Source organism: Flavobacterium sp. CLA17, assembly GCF_013112255.2.
GTDB classification, from domain to species: Bacteria; Bacteroidota; Bacteroidia; order Flavobacteriales; family Flavobacteriaceae; genus Flavobacterium; species Flavobacterium circumlabens.
The window spans coordinates 3,011,655-3,031,367 of sequence record NZ_CP068294.1; the positions used below are offsets into that span (position 1 = coordinate 3,011,655).

Here is a 19,713-nt window from a genome sequence, read left to right on the forward strand (position 1 = left end):
TTCAAAATAGTTCTGTTACGTATGAAAATCAATAAAATTGTCATTCTTTTAGGTGTAATGATGTCTCTGACGACTTATTCACAGACCATTGCCATTCCTAAAATAAATGACAAAATAACGATCGACGGCGATTTATCGGATTGGAAAACTTCCTTTTCAGGCCCGTTTGTAATCCATAATTCAGGAGTAAAAGCCACTCAAAATACTTTTGTTTCACTTTCGTGGAATGAAGAAAACCTTTATATCGCCTATCGTGCTGCAGATTCCAAGATTATTGGTGAATCAAAAAACAAGGATGCTGAAATCTATAAAACGGATGATTTAGTTGAAATTTTTATAGATCCGGACGGAGATGGTCAAAATTATATTGAAATTGGCGTAAATGCGTTCTCGACGAATTATGACATGCTGATAAAGTGTATTTCTCGGGAATGCGGTGGCTGGAAAACTGCTACAAGTTTTGATATTTCAGGATTGGAAGCGGTGAGTAAAATAACTCCGGAAGGTTTTAATACAGAAATTAAGATTCCGTTTTCGAGTCTTGAGTCTATTAAAAATGGTAATTTCACACAACCAAAAACAGGAACAAAATGGAGAGGAAATACTTTTAGGATTGATTACGGTAATACAACCGAATATCTTGCCTTACAACCTTATAAGAGTTTGAAATTCGGATTTCACCAACCACAGGAATTTGCGATTTTTGAGTTTGTGGAGTAAATGAGTTTACCCACAGATTTTACTGATTTAAACGGATTAGCGCTGATTTTTTTTTATTATTTCGAAGAAGGAGAAATCACATTCAACATTCGCCAATAGTGCGCGTTCTCCTTTTTTGAAATGACAATAAACCTACTTTTGGCGTTTTTTCAAAACATCAACAACATCATTCAGTTGAAAACCTTTGGCTTGCAATAAAATCAAATAGTGAAACAGCAAATCGGCACTTTCGCTTAGAAACAAATCATCATTATCGTCTTTGGCTTCAATGACTACTTCTACAGCTTCTTCCCCTACTTTCTGGGCAATTTTGTTGATACCTTTTTCGAATAAGGAAGCTACATAACTTTTCTCTGAATCCGCATTTTCTCTGCGAAGTGCTATTGTTTTTTCTAACTCAGAAATAAAACCATAATTTTCCTTGTTTTCCTCCTGCCAGCAAGTATCAGCTCCGGTGTGACACGTTGGCCCAACTGGTTTTGCCTGAATCAGAAGTGTGTCGCCATCACAGTCATTTTTGATGCTTACCAAGTTTAAAAAATTTCCACTCTCCTCGCCTTTTGTCCAAAGTCTTTGTTTGGAGCGGCTGTAAAAAGTAACTTTTTGAGTGTCTATTGTTTTTTGAAGCGATTCTTCATTCATATAACCCAGCATCAGGACATTTTTCGTTTCTGAATCCTGAATGATGGCCGGAATTAATCCGTGGGAGCTTTTTATATCTATGTTCATTTTTATTTTAGATTTTTAATTATTTTAGATTTTAGAGTTCAGATTTTAGATTCTGTTCTACTCTTCCATTCTATCTTTACTTTACTTTACTCTATTCTCTCTACTCTATTCTCTTTACTCTATTTTCTAAAGCCTAAAGTCTAACCTCAATATCATTCTTCCTCAATTCTTCTTTTAAGGTTTTGATTTCGATTTCTTTAAAGTGAAAAACACTCGCAGCCAAGGCGGCATCGGCTTTCCCTTCTTTAAAAGTATCCACAAAATGCTGGACATTTCCTGCACCTCCAGAAGCAATTATCGGAATATTGATCAATTCCGAAAGCTTGGCCAGAGCTTCATTTGCAAAGCCGTTTTTAGTTCCGTCATTGTCCATTGAAGTGAATAAAATTTCACCTGCACCGCGTTCTGCGACTTCTACAGCCCAATCGAATAAATTAAGTTCCGTTGGTACTTTTCCTCCAACCAAATGTACAATCCATTGTCCTTTAATTTGTTTGGCATCGATAGCTACTACAACACACTGGCTTCCGAATTTCTGCGCCAGCTCGTTAATCAGCTGTGGATTTTTGACTGCCGATGAATTGATTGAAACCTTATCAGCTCCATTATTCAAAAGGATTTCTACGTCTTCAACAGAAGAAATTCCACCGCCAACCGTAAACGGGATATTGATTTTTTCGGCCACACTTCGTACCATATTCACCAAAGTCTTTCTGCGTTCTTCGGTTGCCGAAATATCCAGAAAAACCAGTTCATCGGCTCCTTCTGCAGAGTAAATTTCTGCCAGTTCTACCGGATCTCCTGCATCGCGCAAGTCTACAAAATTAACGCCTTTTACCGTTCTTCCGTTTTTTATATCCAGACAGGGTATTATTCTTTTTGCTAACATTTTTTTAATGTGTAAATTTGAGAATTAGATAGTTAGATAATTTTAAGCACAACCTAAAGAATTATCTAATTGACTAATTATCTAATTATCTAATTTATTTAAATATCGGACGCAAAAACGTTCTTTCGTAACTTATAATGCATCTTGTGTCTTCGGCAATTTTAAAAGCTTCTACGCACTCCTGATCGTCCTTTGAAAACATTTTTTTTCGGTAATTTTCATAATCTGTCAAACCCGGAAAAGAAAATAAGGCATAAGCAACATTATTGGCTCCTTCCGAAGGCATAAAATAACCGTGATGCTGACCTCCTAAACGATTTACGATTTTAATCCATCGCTTACCATAATCCTCAAACGCCTCTAATTGATAAGGATCTATGATGTATTTTAAATGACATGTTATCATATTTTTAATGTTTTTTTTAATGAGAAAATTAGAGAATTTGATAATTAGATAATTTTTGGGATTGTGTGAAAATTATCTAATTGCCTAATTGACATATTATCTAATTATAAAGTTTTCTAATTGTTTCAGGGTAATTCTGCCTTCATAAATTGCTTTTCCGATAATCGTTCCTTCACAGCCTAATTCGGCTAATTTTGGCAATTCATCGAAAGTTGAAATTCCGCCGGAAGCGATTAGTTTGACGCCATGGGCTTCGCTTAGTATTTTTTCATACAAATCAAAACTTGGCCCTTCCAGCATTCCGTCTTTTGCAATATCGGTACAAATCACATACTGAATTCCTTTGCTTTGATACTCCTGAATAAACGGAACTAAATCTTCATTTGAATCTTCCAACCAGCCCGAAACAGCTACTTTTTCCTCTTTGGCATCAGCTCCCAAAATGATTTTATCTGATCCGTATTCTAAAATCCATTTTTCGAATATCGCCCTGTTTTTTACAGCGATACTTCCGCCTGTAATTTGATTGGCACCGCTTTCAAAAGCAATTTTCAAATCCGAATCTGCTTTTAATCCGCCTCCAAAATCAATTTTTAAACTGGTCTGTGTGGCTATTTGTTCCAAAATTTTATAATTGACAATCTTACTCGATTTTGCACCATCTAAATCCACTAAATGAAGGTATTCAATTCCGTGTGCTTCAAATGATTTTGCTACTTCAAGCGGATTTTCGTTGTAAATGATCTTGGTATTGTAATCCCCTTTTGATAAGCGAACACATTTTCCGTCAATAATGTCTATGGCTGGTATTATTCTCATGTTTAAATTTTAGATTTTAGATTTTAGAGTTCTGATTTTATATTCTAAAAATTGGAATTGATTTTTATATTGGGATTTGGGATTTTAAAATTGGAATTTTAAAATTTTACATTTTAAGGAAATTCTCCAGTATTTTCTCCCCAACTGCACCACTTTTTTCAGGATGAAATTGTGTTCCGTAAAAATTGTCTTTTCTCAAGGCCGATGCATATTCCATCTCATAATCGGTTGTAGCGATGCTTTCTGCACAATCGGGAACATAAAAACTATGCACGAGATACATAAATTCATGCGCTGGAATTCCTTTAAACAAATCTGATTTTAAATTATAAATCTGGTTCCAGCCCATTTGTGGCACTTTTACCTTGTTCGAAAATTTAATTACATCCACATCAAAAATTCCTAAACCTTTGGTGTTTCCTTCTTCAGAGGAGTTGCACATCAATTGCATGCCAAGACAAATTCCCAAAACCGGTTGTTTCAAATTCGGAATCAAACTGTCCAGACCACTTTCAATCAGTTTTTTCATTGCCGAACTTGCCTCGCCCACTCCGGGAAAAATCACCTTATCTGCCTGCTGAATTTCTTTCGGATTATTGCTTAAAACGGCTTTAAAACCCAGTCTTTCAATTGCAAACATAATGCTTTGAATATTTCCTGCTCCGTAATTTATGATTACTATTTTCATTTAAAAAAGCTTTAAGCTTTAAGCTTTGCGCTTTAGGCTCACTGCCTATAGCCTATAGCTTATAGCATTTTTACAACATTCCTTTCGTTGAAGGTAAAATCATTTTCTCTGTATCGCGTTTTACGGCTACTTTTATGGCTTTTGCGAAAGCTTTGAAAATGGCTTCAATTTTATGGTGTTCGTTTGTTCCTTCCGCTTTTATGTTGATATTGGCCTTGGCTCCGTCTGAAAACGATTTAAAGAAATGATAAAACATCTCTGTCGGCATTTTACCAACCATTTCACGTTTGAATTCGGTTTCCCAAACTAGCCAGTTTCTTCCGCCAAAATCAATGGCCACCTGCGCCAGACAATCATCCATGGGAAGACAGAAACCATAACGTTCTATTCCTAATTTATTTCCTAGCGCTTTTGCAAAAACTTCACCCAGCGCAATGGCGGTATCTTCGATTGTATGATGTTCATCGACTTCCAGATCACCTTTTACCTTAATTTCGAGATCCATTTGACCGTGACGTGAAATCTGATCTAACATATGGTCAAAAAAAGCAATTCCGGTTTCAATTTTACTTTTTCCGGTTCCGTCCAGATTTAAATCGATAAAAATATCGGTTTCATTGGTTTTACGCGTAATCGAAGCCGAGCGTGCCTCCAGTTTCAAAAACTCGTAGATTTCTTTCCAACTCATCGTCTGAAGAATAATCGTTCCGTCTAATTCTTCACGTTTTGAGGAAATTTCGTTACTTCCGATCCCGTCATTATCATTGATAAAAATAGCTTTTGCTCCCAGGTTTTTCGCCAGTTCAACATCGGTTAAACGATCTCCCAAAACAAAAGAATTTTCCATATCATATTCAGGATTATTCAGGTATTTGGTCAGCATTCCGGTTCGTGGCTTGCGTGTTGGTGCATTATCTTCCGGAAATGATCTGTCTACAAAGATTTCATCAAACAAAACGCCTTCATTTTCAAAAGCTTTTAAAATAAAATTCTGTGTTGGCCAAAACGTATCTTCCGGAAAACTATCCGTTCCCAAGCCATCCTGATTGGTTACCATTGCCAGTTCGTAATCTAATTCGCCGGCAATTTTAGCCAGATATTGAAATGCTTTTGGATAAAATTCTACTTTCTCCAAAGCATCTAACTGATAATTTTCAGGTTCTAAAACAATCGTTCCGTCACGATCGATAAAAAGTACTTTTTTCATATTTTAATTATATTTTGGGCGTGTCCCTCCGGGTCGGGCTTTCGGCTATATCTTTTGTTTCGTTTCTCTTCACAAAAGGATACCGCCTCTATCCCTCACGCAAAACGGTTCTCGAGATATTTTTTCTTTTGCCACGAATTACTACGAATTTTCACTAATTCAATTCGTAGTAATTCGTGGCTATAAATCAATTTAATCCTTTTAATCTGTGGCAAATAAAGTAGCGTTCTTAGCGTAATTCCTTGCGAACTTTGCGGTTAAACTTTTAATTCAACAACTTCAATTCTTTAATCAACACTGCATTTTCTTCCGGCATTCCGATTGTAAAACGAAGACAGTTTTCACATAAAGGCTGAGTCGTTCGGTTACGAATTACGATTCCTTTTGCAATTAACTGATCGTATCTTTTATTGGCATCATCTACTTTTACTAATACAAAATTAGCTTCTGTAGGATATACTTTTTCGACAAAACTTACATCAAGTAAAACTTTAAGTAATTCTTCTCTCTGTTCAACAATAGAAGCTATTTCCTGTTTTATTTTTTCAGAATCCTGTAAACGAATAATTGCTCTTTGCTGTGTTAATTCGTTTACATTGTAAGGCGGTTTAATTTTATTCAAAACCGAAATAACCGCTTCAGATGCATAACAAATTCCCAAGCGAATTCCGGCCAGACCATAGGCTTTAGAAAGCGTTTGTGTAATCACCAAATTCGGATATTCGTCGATTTCTATCAGCCAGCTTTCCTTGTTTGAAAAGTCAATATAGGCTTCATCAATAACAACCAGGCCTTTAAAATTCTGCAGCAATTTTACCACGCTTTCATCTGAAAAAGAATTTCCGGTTGGGTTATTGGGTGAGCATAAAAAGATGATTTTTGTATGATCATCCACAGCATCCAAAATCTTTTCCACTTGTGGCTGAAAATCTGTTGAAAGCAAAACTTCCCTGTTTTCCACCGCATTAATATTCGCTAAAACGCCATACATACCGTAAGTTGGCGGCAACGAAATAATATTATCTGTTTTAGGCTCACAAAAAGCCCTGAAAAGTAAATCCAAAACTTCATCACTCCCGTTTCCAAGCAAAATCTGACTGGCTTTTACATTATTATTCTTCGCCAAGATCGCTTTCACCGAGTTTTGCTGCGGATCCGGATAACGATTTACACCATTTTGAAACGGATTTTCGTTTGCATCCAGAAAAATCATATCGGGAGTATCAAAATCCTCAAATTCATCACGTGCGGACGAGTAAGGTTTTAATATTTTTACGTTTTCACGTGTTATTGTATTGATATCGAATTCCATTATCTTAATTTTTGGAACATAGAGAATAGAGTAAAGAGAATAGACTTCTCATTTTATCTGTTTTTCTTTATTCTTTGTTCTATTTTCTATATTCTTTGTTCTTTATTCTATTCTCTCTCCCCTATATTCTTCAATCTCAGCGTTACGGCATTTTTATGCGCCTGTAAACCTTCTGCCTCCGCCATAATTTCAATTGCTTTTCCGATATTCTGAATTCCTTTTTCCGTTATTTTCTGGAACGTCATGGATTTCATGAAACTATCCAGGTTTACGCCGCTGTAATTTTTGGCGTATCCGTTTGTTGGCAGAGTATGATTGGTTCCGGAAGCGTAATCCCCTGCACTTTCCGGAGTATAATTTCCGATAAATACAGAACCGGCATTTACAATTCCATTACAGTAAAAATCATCATATTCGGAGCAGATGATAAAATGTTCCGGGCCGTAATCGTTGATTAATTCTAAAGCGATTTTATCGTTTTCAACCCAAATTAATTTTGAATTTTCGATTGCTTTTTTCGCGATTACTTTTCTTGGAAGTTCTTCAATCTGAATCTGAATTTCTTTTTCAACAGCATCAATTAGTTTTTTTGAAGTCGAAACTAAAATAACCTGACTGTCTGTTCCGTGTTCTGCCTGTGACAATAAATCTGAGGCTACAAAAGAAGGAACAGCGGTGTCATCAGCCACAATTAATAATTCAGAAGGTCCGGCGGGCATATCTATTGCAACACCAAACTGAGTTGCCAATTGTTTTGCCACCGTTACAAACTGATTGCCGGGACCAAAAATCTTATATACTTTCGGGATGGATGGCGTACCAAATGTCATTCCCGCAATCGCCTGAATTCCGCCTACTTTTACTATTTTGGTTACACCGCATAAATGTGCGGCGTACAGAATTGCGGGATTAATTTTTCCCGTTTTATCCGGTGGAGAACACAGCACAATTTCTTTGCAACCCGCTATTTCAGCAGGAACAGCCAGCATTAAAACCGTAGAAAATAAAGGAGCTGTTCCTCCCGGAATATACAATCCGATTTTCTGGATTGGCCTTTTTTCCTGCCAGCAGCGTACGCCTTCTGTAGTTTCTATCGAAATTCGCTCTGTTTTTTGCGCACTATGGAACTTATAAATATTGCTTTTTGCCAGCTGAATTGCTTCTTTCAATTCACTTGAAATTAATCCGATGGCTTCCTGAATTTCTTCCTCAGAAACTTCATAATTTTCTAAAGAGATCCCATCAAAAATAGACGTGTATTTGGTAATAGCTTCATCTCCCTTTTTCTGAACTTCTTTGAAGATTTCCTTTACGGTAATTTCAATATCATCTATCGTTTTGGTGGGTCTTTTTAATATTTCGGACCAGATTTCTGGTTTTGGATTGTCTATTTTATTCATTTTTTTTTTGCTTTAAGCTTTAAGCAGTAGGCTTTAGGCTTTATTAACTTTGTTTTTTTTTTTTGGCTTAAAGCATATTGCTTACAGCCTATGGCGGGCAAAGAGCCCTAAAGAACCATTTTCTCGATTGGGCAAACTAAGATCCCTTCTGCTCCCACTTCTTTCAACTGATCGATCACGTCCCAGAAAGTATCTTTGTCAATTACGGAATGCACGCTGCTCCAGCCTTCCTGAGCTAATGGCAGAACCGTTAAGCTTCTCAGTACCGGAAGAATTTTTCCAACGGCATCGATTTTGTCATTTGGAACATTCATTAAAATGTATTTTGAATTTCGGGCTCTTAAAACCGCCTGAATTCTGAATTTTAAAGTATCAATGTGTTTTTGAATTTCCGGAGAAACTTTAGGGGAAACAGCTAAGACTGCTTCGCTCTTTAAAATTATCTCTACTTCTTTTAAATTATTTTTGAATAATGTACTGCCACTGGAAACGATATCGACAATTGCATCTGCAAGTCCAATATTGGGTGCAATCTCAACAGAGCCGGAAATCTGGTGAATATCAACTGTTAGTCCAAAAGAATTAAAATACTCATTAACGGTGTTTGGATACGAAGTTGCAATTCGCAAACCTGCCAAATCCTGAATTGAATTGTATTCTAATGTTTTAGGAACCGCTACGGATACTTTACACTTAGAAAATCCTAATTTCTGGATTACTTCAATTCCTTTTCCTTTCTCTGCCAATAAGTTGTCTCCAACTATGGCCAGATCTACAACACCGTCTATTAAGTATTGTGGAATATCCGAATTTCTTAAATATAAAACCTCCAGAGGAAAATTCGAAGCTTCTGCTTTTAACTGGTCGATTCCGTTGTTGATAGAAATACCACAGTCTTTTAGGATTTGAATGCTTTCCTCGTTTAAACGACCGGATTTTTGAATTGCAATTTTTAAAGTACTCATTTTTTTAGTTTTTGTTGAATTAATAGTCTGAGTACAAAGAATTGGAATTAAAAAACCCGTTTGATGTACTCAAACGGGTTTTAAAATATGATGATTTACATGCATATCATTAACACATCGCCTGAGAGCAATAATGAAAATGATGATGATGTAATTGAATAGAAATCATGACTTGGTTTGTTTTATACTTCTTTGATTCGTTTGCAAATATACTGGATAATTTTACAGAAAAGCAATTTTTAATTTAACTTAACGATAGTTTATTGTTAAAAAATCTGAAACAGTATTTTTATTTGTATGTACTATCGCGATTTCAATTGTTCTTTAAAACTTAAAGAGACTGTAGTTCCCTCGCCTATTTTACTTTCGATTTCAAATGAAATATGAAGCATCTCCGACAGACGTTTTACAATGGATAATCCTAAGCCAGTTCCTTTTATTTCAGGGTGACCGGAGGAGTCTGACCGGAAAAACGGATTAAAAATAGCTTCTATGTCTTCTTTTGCAATTCCGATTCCGTTATCCGAAATTTTGCATATTGTTTTTTCATTTTGATGGGATAATAGGATAGACACCTCGCCGTCTCTGTTGGTATATTTAAGAGCGTTCGAAATAATATTTCTTAGTATTGTTATGACAAGATAATTATCTGAATTAATAAAATAATCTTCCTCAGCATCAAAATTTACCTTTAAGTTCTTCGTCGAAATTTTCTCTGAATTTAAGGTCAGTACATCCAGAATTAAAGCGTTCAAATAAACGGATTCGTATTTTAAGTCTGCTTTTTTATTTTCAAAACGGGCCATTAAAAGGAGCTGATCTACCAACATATTGAGATGATCTACTTCTGCAATACAAAAATTAATTTTATCCTCGTATTCCTTGTTATCTCTTGGTTTACGAATCAAAACTTCAAGTGTTCCTTTAATAACTGTAAGAGGTGTTCTTAACTCATGTGAGGCATCGGAAGTAAATTGTTTTTCCCTTTCAATTGCATCCTCAATTCTGCTTAATAAATTGTTTATCGTTTTAGAGAGTGTATATAATTCATCTTTCGTTTTTGGCAGCGGAATTCTTGTTTTAAGATTGTCTTTGGTAATAATTTTTGAAGTATTGGTAATCGCATTAATAGGTTTTATGCTTCGGCCTGCAAAAAAACGGGCAATAAAAAACAGCAATAACAGAATTACCGGAAATGCCAGGCACATGATCTCAAATAAGTTATTTAAAACCACACGGGAATTAGTCAGCGACATCCCAATAATCAAATAACCAATGCTTTTTGATTTTATAAAAATAGGAACCTGAACCTGCCTGATAATATTATTTCCAATTTTAGTGTCAAATAATTCAAAATTTTCGATGCTGTCATCAAATCTTAAGGTTTCCGTTTTGAGGTTGGGCGATTTCTCTATTGTTTTTTTATGGGTATCCAAAAACTGAACAAAAACGGGATTTATATCGACTGTATTATGCTCCCGCTCCTCCCATTCTTCTTTGTCAACCAAAATTACAACGCCATTTACCTCTCTAATTTCTTCGAGATGATTTTGAATTTCAATATTGATATCTTCATCGATATGACTATAAACAGAGTGTTTTACGATCGAATAAAGCGTAAAGAAAACGACCAGGATCAACAGACCGGTTGTGATAATATAATTTAAAGCAATTCTGTTTTTAAAAGAAAGTTGTGCCATTTATTAATCATTAGCGATGTATCCTACACCGCGAATTGTTTTTATATAATCTTCTTCTATTTTGAGATTGAGTTTTTTTCTGATTGCATTCATAAAAACATCAATTACACCGGTATCATATTCGAAATTTATATCCCAAACGTCCTTTAAAATCTGATTTCGGGTACATACTTTTCCCTTATTCCGAATCAGATAAGTCAGCAATTCAAACTCTCTTTGTGTAAGGGAAATTTCTTCACCATTTTTTACGACGCTATATTTGGACAAATCAATCTGGATGGTTCCCAGCATAAGAATTTCATTTACTTTTTCTTTTCGAAAATGAATTTTAATCCGTTCTACCAATTCTTCAAAACTGAATGGCTTTTTGATATAATCGTTTGCACCTGCTTTTAAACCTTCAATGGTTTCCTGAACGGTGTCTTTGGCCGTTAGAAATATTATGGGAGTCGTCTGATCTTTGATTCTGATGGCTTTACATAATTCTAATCCATTAATTTTAGGCAGCATCCAGTCCAGTAAAATCAAATCAAATTGGTGATTTTGAGTCAATTCAAACCCTTTCGAACCATCATTTGCCGTGCTCACTTTATAGCCTTCTTCCTGTAGGCCCTGCTGCAAGAACTGAACAATGCCCAATTCGTCTTCAACTATTAAAATATGCATCTAATGATTTTTTTTAATTACGACCCCAAATTTCTATGCTCAAAGATAAAAATTTTGAGCTCAGAAATTGCTTAAAACCATGAGAATACAGAAAAAAGCATCATCTTAAGAAAACATTAAGTTAACACTAAGCAAGGCAAAAGCACAACTTCATCTCTAATTAATTCATTGGAATTAGTTTTGTAAAAAATTAAAGAAGGTCTTCCAAATATGCATTAAAATTAACCAGTTGTTACTTAGCCCGAAAAAACATGTTTTTGTTCTTTTTTTACAACTCCATAATTTTCAATACTGTAAGTATTCTTTTTATCTTAATTAAAACACAAAGAAGTAATGATCTTTTCAAAAAAAGTCGCTCCTTTTTACAATCTTGCCATATTCTACTTTATTATAAGCTTTATACTGCGAGTTGTATTATTTTTTCACCCGATAACACAGAGTTCTTTCCGTTTTTCAGAAAGTATAAAAATCTTCAGTCTGGGTTTAATTTCAGATTTTTTTGTTTTTATAATTGCAAGTGTGTTTTTATGGCTGTATTTGGTTTTTCTTTCTAATGTTAAATACAACAAACCCTGGGGCTATATCATTCTGGGTGGTTTTATTGCCTTATTTCTATATGTTGCCTCCGGAAGAAGTATTCTGGACGAATACGGCGGTGCTTTGCCGGGAATTGTATTAATCTTTATCGGAATCAAAACGATACTGTTTGCAGTTTTACTTTTTCTTCCAAAACACAGGGACAAAATTAGATTCTGGCTTTTTACTTTTGTGATTTTTTTATATGTTTTACTAATACTTCAAAACGGATTAAGTGAATATTTCTTCTGGAATGAATTCGGGGTAAAATATAACTTCATTGCGGTTAATTATTTGATTTATACCAACGAAGTTATTGGAAATATCATGCAGTCTTATCCGGTAATTCCGTTATTCTCTGCTTTGTTTTTAATCACAGGAATCATTACTTATTTTATTGTCAAAAATGGAAAGACATTTATTAAAACGATCCCATCTTTTCCGGAAAAAATCAAACTTTCAGCGGTATATATTGGCTTGTTTATACTTTCGTTATTCGCCATTCCGACTTTAGCTTTAGCAGAAAATTCAAAAAATGTTTTTGTTAACGAATTACAATCAAACGGATTGTATAAGTTTTTCTTAGCCTTTGAAAATAACAAACTCGATTATTTCAAATTTTATAAGACAATTCCAAATGATACAGCTTTTGCAATTTTAAAACAGCAGTTTCCAACCCTGTCCGGGGAAAATATGACGCGTACTATTGAAAGTGATTCAGCTGAAACTCCTAAAAATGTAGTGCTTATTACAATTGAGAGTTACAGTGCCGAGTTCATGAAAATGTATGGAAACGATCAGAATAGCACGCCTTTTTTAGATAGTTTAGCCCAAAAAAGTCTTCAGTTTACCAATTTGTATGCTGCAGGAAACCGCACTGTTCGCGGGCTTGAAGCCGTTACCTTATGTATTCCTCCTACAGCTGGCGAAAGTGTTGTAAAAAGAGAAGACAATAAAAATAAATTTTCTACCGGTGCTATTTTTAAACAAAAAGGATATCAGGTTAAATTCATGTATGGTGGTGATGCCTTTTTTGATAATATGCAGGATTTCTATTCCGGAAATGGATATGAAATTGTGGACAAATCAAGCTTTTCTCCAGAAGAAATTACCTTTTCTAATGTTTGGGGCGTTTGTGATGAAGATATGTATAACAAAGCTATAAAGGTGATGAATAAGGAAGCCAAAGAAAACAAACCCTTCTTCAATCATATCATGACAGTAAGTAATCACAGGCCTTTTACCTATCCGAATAATAAAATTGATATTCCGGGAGATATTAAATCCCGTGATGGCGGCGTAAAATACACGGATTATTCATTGAAAAAATTCTTTTCGATGGCAAGTAAACAGCCCTGGTTTAAAAATACGGTTTTTGTAATTGTAGCAGATCATTGTGCATCGAGTGCAGGGAAAACACAATTACCAATGGATAAATACAGAATTCCTGCTTTTATTTACAGCCCCGGAATCAAACCTCAAAAATATAATGTGTTAATGTCACAGATTGATTTGATGCCAACCGTTTTTGGATTATTGCACTTCAATTACCAGAGTAAGTTTTTTGGACAGGATGTTTTAAAACCTGATTATAAACCTCGTGCTTTTATTGCAACGTATCAGGATTTAGGGCTGATAAAAGATAATATCCTGACTATTTTATCTCCCAAACAACAGGTAAAGCAGTTTCAATTACAGCTGACTCCAAAAGAAGGTATTGCACCGGAATATCAGCTTTATTATACTGAAAAAGCGTTAAAAAAAGAAAGAACCGATTTGGTAAATGAAACTATTTCATATTATCAAACGGCTTCGTATCTATTGAAAAACAAGAAGTATCAGCAATAAAAAATCATGTGCAGTCCTTTATTTATGATAGTAACTTTCGTATTTTTGAAAAAGCACTTATCATAAATATACAAAATGTACAATTTTAAAAACGACTACTCTGAAGGGGCACACCCTAATATTTTAAACAAACTAATAGAAACCAATCTGATACAGCAATTAGGATATGGTGAAGATGAATATTCGATACAGGCAAAGGATTTGCTGAAAGAAAAAATAAACAATCACAAAGCGGTAATTTATTTTTTATCCGGAGGCACACAAACCAATCTTATTGTTGTAGCTTCGTCCTTACGTGCTCACGAAGCCGTTATCAGCGCCAAAACCGGGCATATTTCGGCTAATGAAACCGGAGCGATAGAAGCAACGGGACACAAAGTAATTGCTATTGAAACTACTGACGGAAAATTAAAACCTTCCGATCTTCAGCTAACCTTGCAGGAACACGCTCTCAGACCCCACGTTGTAAAGCCAAGGCTGGTCTATATTTCCAATTCTACAGAAATTGGGACGATCTACACTAAAGCTGAACTTCTTGCCTTATCTCAGTTCTGCAAAGCGAATGATTTATTGCTTTATTTAGATGGTGCAAGACTGGGACATGCCTTAACTGCTGAAAACAATGATTTGACTTTATCTGATATTGCCCAGCTTACGGATATGTTTTACATTGGTGCCACTAAAAATGGTGGTCTGATTGGAGAAGCCATTGTTTTTAACCGGCCTGAAGTTGCAGCAGATTTTGATTATGTACTCAAACAAAGAGGTGCTTTGCTGGCAAAAGGAAGATTACTGGCGATTCAGTTTTTGGAATTATTCAAAGATGATTTGTATTTTACTTTAGCGAAACATGCCAATGTTATGGCTATGAAAATTTCAGCAGCTGCTAAAGAAAAAGGATATCCTTTTTTGACCAATTCAACCACAAACCAAATTTTTCCTATTTTGCCCAATACAGTGATCGAAAAACTAAATGAAAAATACCTGTTCTATGTCTGGAAAGCAATTGATGAAGAACAGTCTGCTGTTCGGCTTATCACATCCTGGGCGACAGATGAAACAATGGTGAACGCTTTTATAAAAGATTTGAAGAATTCATAAGTTTTCAAAATACAAAGTTTCGCAAAAGGGTTACACAAAATACCCTAAGAATTAAATACAAAAGCCTCAAATTGTTTAAAATTTGAGGCTTTTTATTAATCTGTAAACTGAGACTGAGACCGAGACTAAAAACTTCCCTAGTCGTTCTGATTTCTCATCCCGAAAAGATCTCCTTGTTGAAACAATTTGAAATCTTCTCTTAAAGCCTGATAGTTTCTTTGTGTAACAGCCGGTGCATCTAAATTGCTTAAATCAGGTTTTCCTGCATTTACCCACGCAGTATACCAAAAACTAGCAGTCGCTGTAATGGCTTTTCTCATTTGATTTTCAACCATTCCGTTTAACTGCTCATGCAATTTCTTAGCGTATTCATCAGAGAAAACAGCCGAATTGTATTTGCTTTTCAATACTTTTCCATCAGCATCCATTACGAAAACCTTATTCTCGGGAGTTGTGGTTCTTAGTTTTTTATCCACATCCAGTAACGGCTGTGCCAGACTATGCGTATCATTAATCATATTCCAGATTGCTTTATGAACATCTGCATAATATTGTGCCTGCGGAACATTTAACTTATAATTTTTAGCAAATAATTCAGGAAGTTTACTTTCCCAAAGCGCATGAATTCCTTTTTGGTCAGTCAATTGTCCGTCATGATTAGCAGAAGTATGCAAGGGCATGTGCGCATCTCCGATGTAATGACCTAAATCTGCAGCAAGAAATAAGATCTCTGCTCTGTTTTTATCTTTGAAAGCCTTTGTTAATTTAGCCATCATATCTTCAAGATACCAAGGTAAAATCCCGTTGTCATTTAAAAATTTAGCATCGTATTTCTTTTTAGCTGCTTCCATTGTTTGCGGAATACTGTCTACAGCGCCAAAATTTTCCATGTCAAAATAATGTCTTGGATTTTCGTCTTTGTAATTTAAGGCATATTTACGGATGTCCGGTACAGAGGCTTCCTGGGTAATAAAATCAATATGATTGTAAAAAAATACCTGAAGTTGCTGAGGCAAAGCCATAACAGCCGCTTTATTGATACGTTCGTGACCCACGATTCCCCATGATAATGTCAAGAATCCAATTGCTAATACTAAAAGAGTAATTAGTCTTGGTTTCATTTTAAAGTTTTTCATTTGCAATTTTTATTAGAAGTGCAAATCTATATTCATTTAAGGATAATTCAAAAGAATACTAATAAATATTCTGTTAATTTAATTAAGTATATAAAAATCAAAAGTATACTACAAGATTAATAACAGAACTGTTTTTATTTAAAATTCTAAATTAAAAAATCCTTCTGAAGACATTTCAGAAGGATTTGAATACTTTTTTAATTGTTTACAGCTTATTATAAACCGTATTGAAATAAGAAGATTTGGTATACGTTTTAGGACTTCCGCTTGTAAAAGACTGAAATTGAGGCGAAATCATGTTCATCCCTATCCCGTCTCCAGCCCATGCCCAGCCTATTACGGTCCATCCTTTCGATTTTGCATAATCTACAATTCCGGACCAATCCGCACCGGAACCACCAATACTGCCAAACTCACCCAGCATACACGCTCTGCCGGCAGAAGCCAGATCATCTATATCAGAATTGTTCATATAACGGCCTTTCGCCTGATTGTAAGCACCGGGATATACATGCGCAGAAAGGATAATCTTTGTATCATTAATTTTAGTCTGTCCCAAAGTACAGCCTTTTACCGCGCAGGCAGCCGTTGCCGTTTCCTGTCCCCAACCCGGTATATCGATAATGATACTTCCGCTGTATACTTTACGAACCTCTGTAATTGCTGCATTGTAAGCCGATGCAAAAGCGGCCGGAGTAATGTTATGACTTCCCCATTCGTTCATTAAATTTACGATGAAACCACCGCCGAGATTATTGTAATTATTTTTCCACCACGTTCCTGCTGCCAAAAGCTCTGACGCACTATCGGAACCTAAAACGGATGCTTTATGATAGGTCACAATAACTTTATATCCGTTTGCTTTGGCTTCGGATATCCAACGTTTTGCATTATTTTCCTGCCCTGGTTCTACTTCAATTCGTACCGTCTGGATTTTAGTGTTTTGCTTCATCAAAGTCCAGCCCAAGTCACAATTGCCTCCATTGTAGTACGATGGCTGAAGATTAACTCCGTTTCCAATATCTCCCGCTGTTGATGCTGTTTTAGAAGTTAAATTTGAATTAGCCGGGGTATTTACTGTTTTTGCTTCCGGCGAAAGCTGATCGGTTTCTGATTGCTCGCAACTGACAAACAACGCCATGCTTGCTGCTAAAAATAAAACATGTACTGTTTTAAACATTTTCGTAATAAAAACTGATTTTCTCATACTTTAGTTTTTTGTGGTTAATGAAGTTTTGTGGTTTTGTAAAGTCTTCATTGCAAATGTTTAATTTTAAGTAAGATAAAACCGATGCTATTTTATCAAACTGTAATACGAAAAATGCATTTTTAATTATTAAAAATAGACTTACCTCATTATTTGTGTTAAAAAAATTAAGTAATAACAATACAGATCAAATTATTACAAAACAGATCGATATTTAAAAGTGTTTTTCATTTAAAGGGAAATGACTAAGATGACTGCTAAAATTCTTAACTATTGAATATATTCGTTAGCTTTTAGTGGAAATATAAAATAGAAGCCAATCCCAAACCTGCAATAAATATCCATAGAAAAATACCCTGAAGTAAAGGCTTCACTCCTACTGCTTTTAAAGTAGTAAGATTTAAAGTTGCCCCAATAAGAAACAAGGTTATTGTTAAACCTATCTTGGCAATACTAACAACAGTCGGAGCTATAAGAGCTGTTGCAGGTACATAAGTATTTAAAAGCATGGCTACAATAAACAATCCAATAAAATACGGAATTTTGATTTTGCTGTTTTTGTTTTTAAATAAAACCGCTGTAAAAACTGAAATCGGAATGATCCATAAAGCTCTGGCGAGTTTTACTGTTGTGGCAATTTGCAAGGCTTCGGCGCCGTATTTATTGGCTGCTCCCACTACTGAACTGGTATCGTGAATGGCAATTGCACACCATAAACCAAATTCTCTTTGCGATAAATCCAGTTGATGGCCAATAAACGGAAACACAAATAAGGCAATCGAATTCAAGATGAAAATTACTCCTAAAGCAATTGAGGTTTGATTTTCATTTGACTTAATTACCGGAGAAATCGCTGCTATGGCACTTCCTCCGCAGATTGCAGTGCCACACGAAATTAAATGGGAGGTTTTTTTATCTGTTTTAAACCACTTTCCTAATAAAGTCCCGAAGATTAAGGTACTGAAAATTGAAAATACCGTCAGCAAAAAACCTTCTTTCCCGGCGGAAATGGCGCTTGCTGCATTCATGCCGAAACCCAAACCAACCACAGAGAATTGCAGCAAAAAAGTAATCGCTTTATGATTGAAGGCTAAAAATGGATTCCCGAAAACATTTACTATCAGAACTCCCAGTAACAAAGCGATTGGAGGAGAAATAATGGAAAACAAACATAAAAAAATCACCAAGCCAAAAAGGGCCTGTTGAAAATAAATGCTAACCTCTACTAAATGTGCTACTGAATGTTGTTGCGTTTTCAAAATATACTGCTTGATAATTACCTGACAAAGATCTGTCGATTTTATCGCAATTACCAATCGTAAAATACAATCGACTATAACTTCAGGTTATAATAATCAGAAATATTCTGAACAAACAATTCAGATAAAGGATCTGATTTGCCCAGCAAGGTGATGATATAAAAACATCTTTCAATAGTTAAATTTTCAACATCCAAAACTGTTAATTCATTATTATTCAATTCCTTACTTACAGCATGTATAGACATAAAAGCAAAACAATCTGAATTTAACAAATACGATTTTATGCTTTCCGTACTTCCCAATTGCATTTCGATTTGCAAATCGGTTATTTTAACGCCAACTTGTTTTAGGGCATACTCAATAACTTCAAGTGTTCCGGAACCTCGTTCCCGGGTGATGAATTTCATTACTTTTAAATCGTTTAATGAAATTTCATTTTGCTGAATTAATGGATTTTTACTATTACAGACCAAGACCAATTCATCTTTTAAAAACGGAATATATTTAATGGATTGATTTTTAGACTGCCCTTCTACAATTCCGATTTCAATTTCTTTACTGAGTAAGGCATTTTCAATTTGTTCTGTATTTCCATTTAACAAATTGACTTTTATCTCCTGCTGCTTTTGATGAAAACGGGCCAGAACAGGAGAAATAATATATTGAGAAATTGTTGTACTTGATCCCAGGCGCAATAAACCCTGGCGTTTACTCACAAACGTACTCATATCGAAGTCTATTTTGCGATAGATTTCGAAAATATTTTTAGTATGTTTTAGTAAAATTTCTCCAGCCGGAGTTAATGCTATTTTGGAACCGTTCCGTTCAAATAGCTTGATTTTGTAAGTTTCTTCTAATTCCTGAATGTGTTTGGAAACTGCCGGTTGGGTAATATACAATTCACTCGCCGCTTTTGTAAAGTTGAGCCTGAGAGCAACGGTGTGAAATACTTTTAGCCTGAAATCCATTATAGTAGTTCGTTTTGTTTCATGTTTAAGGTTTCAAGTTAAGTAAAATTTTGAAACTTTGTAAGGAAGATTTTAAATGACTTTAGCCAAATTACGCTATTTTAGGCTAAACCC

At 35.2% G+C, this 19,713-nt stretch carries 18 protein-coding genes; 3 read left to right on the top strand and 15 right to left on the bottom strand.

Annotated elements, in window-relative coordinates:
- The first annotated feature begins 21 nt into the window (after positions 1-21).
- Entirely contained in the window at positions 22-720 is a 699-nt protein-coding gene (locus tag HAV12_RS12280) for a carbohydrate-binding family 9-like protein (RefSeq protein ID WP_171569912.1), read from the top strand.
- A gap of 132 nt (positions 721-852) precedes the next feature.
- Here the strand turns inward: HAV12_RS12280 and hisIE are convergent, their stop codons facing one another.
- From hisIE to HAV12_RS12335, 11 genes are all read right to left on the bottom strand, one after another.
- Complete coding sequence (gene hisIE / locus HAV12_RS12285; RefSeq protein WP_171569913.1) at positions 853-1,449, bottom strand: bifunctional phosphoribosyl-AMP cyclohydrolase/phosphoribosyl-ATP diphosphatase HisIE; 597 nt, start codon at positions 1,447-1,449, stop codon at positions 853-855.
- Positions 1,450-1,582: 133 nt separating this feature from the next.
- Entirely contained in the window at positions 1,583-2,338 is a 756-nt protein-coding gene (gene hisF, locus HAV12_RS12290) for an imidazole glycerol phosphate synthase subunit HisF (protein ID WP_171569914.1), read from the bottom strand.
- Positions 2,339-2,432: 94 nt separating this feature from the next.
- A complete protein-coding gene (locus HAV12_RS12295) occupies positions 2,433-2,744 on the bottom strand; it encodes an NIPSNAP family protein (RefSeq protein WP_171569915.1) in 312 nt (103 codons plus the stop codon).
- A 96-nt stretch (positions 2,745-2,840) separates the two neighbouring features.
- The gene (gene hisA / locus HAV12_RS12300; protein WP_171569916.1) at positions 2,841-3,563 is read right to left on the bottom strand and encodes a 1-(5-phosphoribosyl)-5-[(5-phosphoribosylamino)methylideneamino]imidazole-4-carboxamide isomerase; all 723 of its coding nucleotides are present in this window, start codon (positions 3,561-3,563) and stop codon (positions 2,841-2,843) included.
- A gap of 106 nt (positions 3,564-3,669) precedes the next feature.
- Positions 3,670-4,251 (bottom strand): imidazole glycerol phosphate synthase subunit HisH, encoded by a 582-nt coding sequence (hisH, locus tag HAV12_RS12305; protein WP_171569917.1) that lies wholly within the window; start codon positions 4,249-4,251, stop codon positions 3,670-3,672.
- Positions 4,252-4,321: 70 nt separating this feature from the next.
- Positions 4,322-5,458 (bottom strand): bifunctional histidinol-phosphatase/imidazoleglycerol-phosphate dehydratase HisB, encoded by a 1,137-nt coding sequence (gene hisB, locus HAV12_RS12310; RefSeq protein ID WP_171569918.1) that lies wholly within the window; start codon positions 5,456-5,458, stop codon positions 4,322-4,324.
- 265 nt (positions 5,459-5,723) lie between these two features.
- Complete coding sequence (gene hisC, locus HAV12_RS12315; RefSeq protein WP_171569919.1) at positions 5,724-6,770, bottom strand: histidinol-phosphate transaminase; 1,047 nt, start codon at positions 6,768-6,770, stop codon at positions 5,724-5,726.
- Positions 6,771-6,877: 107 nt separating this feature from the next.
- Positions 6,878-8,170 (bottom strand): histidinol dehydrogenase, encoded by a 1,293-nt coding sequence (gene hisD / locus HAV12_RS12320; RefSeq protein ID WP_171569920.1) that lies wholly within the window; start codon positions 8,168-8,170, stop codon positions 6,878-6,880.
- Between the two features lie 107 nt (positions 8,171-8,277).
- Positions 8,278-9,135 (bottom strand): ATP phosphoribosyltransferase, encoded by an 858-nt coding sequence (hisG, locus tag HAV12_RS12325; protein ID WP_171569921.1) that lies wholly within the window; start codon positions 9,133-9,135, stop codon positions 8,278-8,280.
- A 302-nt stretch (positions 9,136-9,437) separates the two neighbouring features.
- Complete coding sequence (locus HAV12_RS12330) at positions 9,438-10,835, bottom strand: HAMP domain-containing sensor histidine kinase (RefSeq protein ID WP_171569922.1); 1,398 nt, start codon at positions 10,833-10,835, stop codon at positions 9,438-9,440.
- Between the two features lie 3 nt (positions 10,836-10,838).
- Complete coding sequence (locus tag HAV12_RS12335; RefSeq protein WP_171569923.1) at positions 10,839-11,501, bottom strand: response regulator transcription factor; 663 nt, start codon at positions 11,499-11,501, stop codon at positions 10,839-10,841.
- Positions 11,502-11,834: 333 nt separating this feature from the next.
- On the opposite strand from HAV12_RS12335, the gene HAV12_RS12340 reads away from it, so the two are divergent.
- Positions 11,835-13,925, top strand: coding sequence for an LTA synthase family protein (locus tag HAV12_RS12340; protein WP_171569924.1), 2,091 nt, complete (start codon positions 11,835-11,837; stop codon positions 13,923-13,925).
- Between the two features lie 75 nt (positions 13,926-14,000).
- Positions 14,001-15,026, top strand: coding sequence for a low specificity L-threonine aldolase (locus tag HAV12_RS12345; protein ID WP_171569925.1), 1,026 nt, complete (start codon positions 14,001-14,003; stop codon positions 15,024-15,026).
- Between the two features lie 137 nt (positions 15,027-15,163).
- Here the strand turns inward: HAV12_RS12345 and HAV12_RS12350 are convergent, their stop codons facing one another.
- From HAV12_RS12350 to HAV12_RS12365, 4 genes are all read right to left on the bottom strand, one after another.
- On the bottom strand, positions 15,164-16,162 hold the full coding sequence (locus HAV12_RS12350; protein ID WP_171569926.1) for a zinc dependent phospholipase C family protein: 999 nt from the start codon (positions 16,160-16,162) through the stop codon (positions 15,164-15,166).
- A 205-nt stretch (positions 16,163-16,367) separates the two neighbouring features.
- Positions 16,368-17,369: a cellulase family glycosylhydrolase gene (locus tag HAV12_RS12355; protein ID WP_171569927.1), complete on the bottom strand. Its 1,002-nt coding sequence runs from the start codon at positions 17,367-17,369 to the stop codon at positions 16,368-16,370.
- A gap of 293 nt (positions 17,370-17,662) precedes the next feature.
- Positions 17,663-18,628, bottom strand: coding sequence for a YeiH family protein (locus HAV12_RS12360; protein ID WP_171569928.1), 966 nt, complete (start codon positions 18,626-18,628; stop codon positions 17,663-17,665).
- Positions 18,629-18,702: 74 nt separating this feature from the next.
- A complete protein-coding gene (locus HAV12_RS12365; RefSeq protein WP_171569929.1) occupies positions 18,703-19,599 on the bottom strand; it encodes a LysR family transcriptional regulator in 897 nt (298 codons plus the stop codon).
- Positions 19,600-19,713 lie beyond the last annotated feature (114 nt).

Coding starts and splice junctions, on each gene's coding strand:
- HAV12_RS12280 (WP_171569912.1), top strand. CDS start 22: ATGAAAATCAATAAAATTGTCATTCTTTTAGGTGTAATGATGTCTCTG.
- hisIE (WP_171569913.1), bottom strand. CDS start 1,449: ATGAACATAGATATAAAAAGCTCCCACGGATTAATTCCGGCCATCATT.
- hisF (WP_171569914.1), bottom strand. CDS start 2,338: ATGTTAGCAAAAAGAATAATACCCTGTCTGGATATAAAAAACGGAAGA.
- HAV12_RS12295 (WP_171569915.1), bottom strand. CDS start 2,744: ATGATAACATGTCATTTAAAATACATCATAGATCCTTATCAATTAGAG.
- hisA (WP_171569916.1), bottom strand. CDS start 3,563: ATGAGAATAATACCAGCCATAGACATTATTGACGGAAAATGTGTTCGC.
- hisH (WP_171569917.1), bottom strand. CDS start 4,251: ATGAAAATAGTAATCATAAATTACGGAGCAGGAAATATTCAAAGCATT.
- hisB (WP_171569918.1), bottom strand. CDS start 5,458: ATGAAAAAAGTACTTTTTATCGATCGTGACGGAACGATTGTTTTAGAA.
- hisC (WP_171569919.1), bottom strand. CDS start 6,770: ATGGAATTCGATATCAATACAATAACACGTGAAAACGTAAAAATATTA.
- hisD (WP_171569920.1), bottom strand. CDS start 8,170: ATGAATAAAATAGACAATCCAAAACCAGAAATCTGGTCCGAAATATTA.
- hisG (WP_171569921.1), bottom strand. CDS start 9,135: ATGAGTACTTTAAAAATTGCAATTCAAAAATCCGGTCGTTTAAACGAG.
- HAV12_RS12330 (WP_171569922.1), bottom strand. CDS start 10,835: ATGGCACAACTTTCTTTTAAAAACAGAATTGCTTTAAATTATATTATC.
- HAV12_RS12335 (WP_171569923.1), bottom strand. CDS start 11,501: ATGCATATTTTAATAGTTGAAGACGAATTGGGCATTGTTCAGTTCTTG.
- HAV12_RS12340 (WP_171569924.1), top strand. CDS start 11,835: ATGATCTTTTCAAAAAAAGTCGCTCCTTTTTACAATCTTGCCATATTC.
- HAV12_RS12345 (WP_171569925.1), top strand. CDS start 14,001: ATGTACAATTTTAAAAACGACTACTCTGAAGGGGCACACCCTAATATT.
- HAV12_RS12350 (WP_171569926.1), bottom strand. CDS start 16,162: ATGAAAAACTTTAAAATGAAACCAAGACTAATTACTCTTTTAGTATTA.
- HAV12_RS12355 (WP_171569927.1), bottom strand. CDS start 17,369: ATGAGAAAATCAGTTTTTATTACGAAAATGTTTAAAACAGTACATGTT.
- HAV12_RS12365 (WP_171569929.1), bottom strand. CDS start 19,599: ATGGATTTCAGGCTAAAAGTATTTCACACCGTTGCTCTCAGGCTCAAC.